Here is a 3276-nt window from a genome sequence, read left to right on the forward strand (position 1 = left end):
GCCTGCGTATCGAGCTGGGCGAAATCGAAGCGCGTTTGCTGGAACACGATTGGGTGCGTGAAACCGCCGTATTGGCCGTCGATGGCAAGTTCCTGGTGGGCTACCTGGTGCTGCAAGACGCCGGCGAGGATTGGCGCGACGTACTCAGCGCGCACCTGGCCCGGCAGTTGCTGGACTATATGGTCCCGGCGCAATGGATGTTGCTGGAACAGATGCCGCTGAGTCCGAACGGTAAGCTCGACCGCAAGGCCTTGCCAAAACCCGAGGCCGCGCAGCACTACGAAGCGCCGCAAAGCGCCCTCGAACAGCAGATCGCCGCGATCTGGGCCGACGTGCTGGGCGTCGAACACGTGGGCCTGAATGACAACTTCTTCGAGCGCGGCGGCGACTCGATCATCTCGATCCAGGTGGTCAGCCGGGCCCGTGCCGCCGGTATTCATTTCACCGCCAAAGCATTGTTTCAGCACCAGACCGTGCGCAGCCTGGCCCGTGTGGCGCAGTTGCAGCGTGTGCGGGTGATCGACCAGGGGCCGGTGCAGGGCGAGACGCCGCTGCTGCCGTTCCAGCAGTTGTTTTTCGAGCTCGACCTGCCGCAGCGGCACCACTGGAACCAGTCGGTGCTGTTGACGCCCCGCGAGCCCTTGCAGGCCGAGCGGCTGGAAGCGGCGCTGCAGGCCCTCGCTCGACACCACGATGTGTTGCGCCTGCGCTTCAGCCAGCAGGCCGACGGTTGGGTTGCCCGTCATGAAGCGCCGGCCTCGGCGTTGGTGTGGCAGGAGCCCGTGAACGACGCCGCCCAACTGCAAGCCCTGGGCGAGCGTGCCCAGCGCAGCCTCGACTTGCAAAATGGCCCGCTGTTGCGCGCGGTACTCGCCGACCTGGCCGATGGCAGCCAGCGCCTGTTGCTGGTGATGCACCACTTGGTGGTGGACGGCGTGTCGTGGCGGATCTTCCTCGAAGACGTGCAAAGCCTGTATCGCCAGCAGCGCTTGCCGGCCAAGACCTCCTCGTTCAAAGCCTGGGCCGAGCGCCTTCAAGCCCACGCCCGCAGTGACGCCATGCAGCCGCAGAAGGACTTCTGGTTGCAGCAATTGCAGGGGGTTGCCGCCGATCTGCCGTGCCGTGATCCGCACGGCGCACGCCCGGGCCGACTGGCCCGGACGGTGGTCAGCCAACTGGATGCCGAGCGCACCCGGCAACTGCTGCAACAGGCCCCCACGGCTTACCGCACCCAGATCAACGACCTGCTGCTGACCGCCCTGGCGCGGGTGGTCTGCGAATGGACCGGGCAGGCCTCCAGCCTGATCCAGCTGGAAGGCCATGGCCGTGAAGAGCTGTTCGACGACATCGACCTGAGCCGTACCCTGGGCTGGTTCACCAGCCTGTTCCCGGTGCGCCTGACCCCGGACGACAGCCTGGCGGGCTCGATCAAGCAGATCAAGGAGCAACTGCGCGCCGTGCCCGACAAGGGCCTGGGTTTCGGCGCGTTGCGTTACCTGGGCGATGACGCCACGCGCCAGGCATTCAGCCAGTTGCCGGTACCGCGCATCACCTTCAACTACTTGGGCCAGTTCGACGGCAGTTTCGATCAGCCTGACAGCCTGTTCGCCCCGGCGTCGGAAAATGCCGGTGCCGAACAAAACCCCGACGCGCCACTGGGCAACTGGCTGACCCTCAACGGCCAGGTGTATGGCGGCGAACTGCGCCTGGGCTGGACGTTCAGCCCGCTGATGTTCGACCCGCAGGTGATCGAGGCCTTGAGCCTGGCGTTCACCCGCGAACTGGAACGTCTGGTGGAGCATTGCTGCACCCCGGGCAACAGCGGCTTTACTGTTTCGGATTTCCCGCTGTCACGCCTGAACCCGGCGCAACTGGAGTCGCTGCCGCTGGTGGCCGATGCCGTGGAAGATATCTACAGCTTGTCGCCGATGCAGCAGGGCATGCTGTTCCACACCCTGTACGAGCAGGCGGCGGGCGACTACATCAACCAGATACGCGTGAGCGCCGAGCACCTGGATGTGGCGCGCTTTCAGCAGGCCTGGCAGGCCACGGTGCAGGCCCATGACGTGCTGCGCAGCGGGTTCTTCTGGGAAGGGCAGCTGGAGTGGCCGTGCCAGGTGGTGTACCGCGAGGCGCAGATACAGGTCGAAGAACTCGACTGGCGCGCCATGCCCGAACGCGAGCTTGAACTGCAAAACTTGCAGCAGGCCCAACGCCGCCAGGGCTTCGACCTGACCCGGGCGCCGCTGGTGCGGGTGCTGCTGGTGCGCACCGATGAGCAACGCCATGAACTGATCTACACCAACCACCACATCCTGATGGATGGCTGGAGCAATTCACGGCTGTTCGGCGAAGTGCTGCAACGCTATGCCGGGGTGGCCGTGCCACAGGCGACGGGGCGTTACCGCGATTACATCGCCTGGCTGCAACAGCGCGATGCCGGTGCCACCGAAGCGTTCTGGCGCGATCAACTGAGCGCGCTGCACACGCCGACGCGCCTGGGCGCCAGTCAACCGCTGGCGCTGGAAGGGCATGGCGACCATCGCCAGGGCCTGGACCTTGGGTTGACGGCTCGCCTGGACGCCTTCGCCCGTCAACACAAAGTCACTCTGAATACCTTGATCCAGTCCGCCTGGCTGATGCTGTTGCAACGGCACAGCGGGCAGCCGGTGGTGGCGTTCGGCGCTACCGTGGCCGGGCGTCCGGCGGAATTGCCGGGTGTGGAGCAACAGGTCGGGCTGTTTATCAATACCCTGCCGGTGATCAGCCCCGTGGACGCGCAGCAGTCGGTGGCTGAGTTGTTGCAGGCGGTGCAGGCGCGCAATCTGGCCCTGCGCGAGCATGAACACACGCCGTTGTACGACATTCAACGTTGGGCGGCCACCGCCGGCGAGGCGCTGTTCGACACGTTGCTGGTGTTCGAAAACTACCCGGTGTCCAAGGCCTTGGAGCAGGGCGGCGGCAGCGGCATCAAATTTGGTCTGCCCAATGCCCATGAGCAGACCAGTTACCCCCTGACAGTGTTGGTGGACCTGGGCGAGACGCTGACCCTGCAATTCAGCTTCGCCCGCGCGCATTTCAGCGACAAGGCGGTGCACGCTTATGGCCGGCACCTGGTCAATCTGCTGCAAGGGATGATCCTGGACGGTCAGCAGCGGGTGGGTGACGTGCCGATGCTGGAGAGGGGCGAGCGCCAACAACTGCTGTGCGAGTGGAACGCCACTGAGCGCGACTACCCGCAAGGCCAGTGGGTACACCAATTGTTCGAAGCCCAGG

General features: G+C 65.2%; 1 protein-coding gene. It reads left to right on the top strand.

What is annotated here, in order from left to right; genetic code table 11:
- Positions 1-3276: condensation domain-containing protein (locus ACW9IB_RS29290; RefSeq protein WP_457416788.1), on the top strand; the 3276-nt coding region annotated here is incomplete at both ends.

This window comes from Pseudomonas sp. SDO524_S393 (assembly GCF_054071875.1).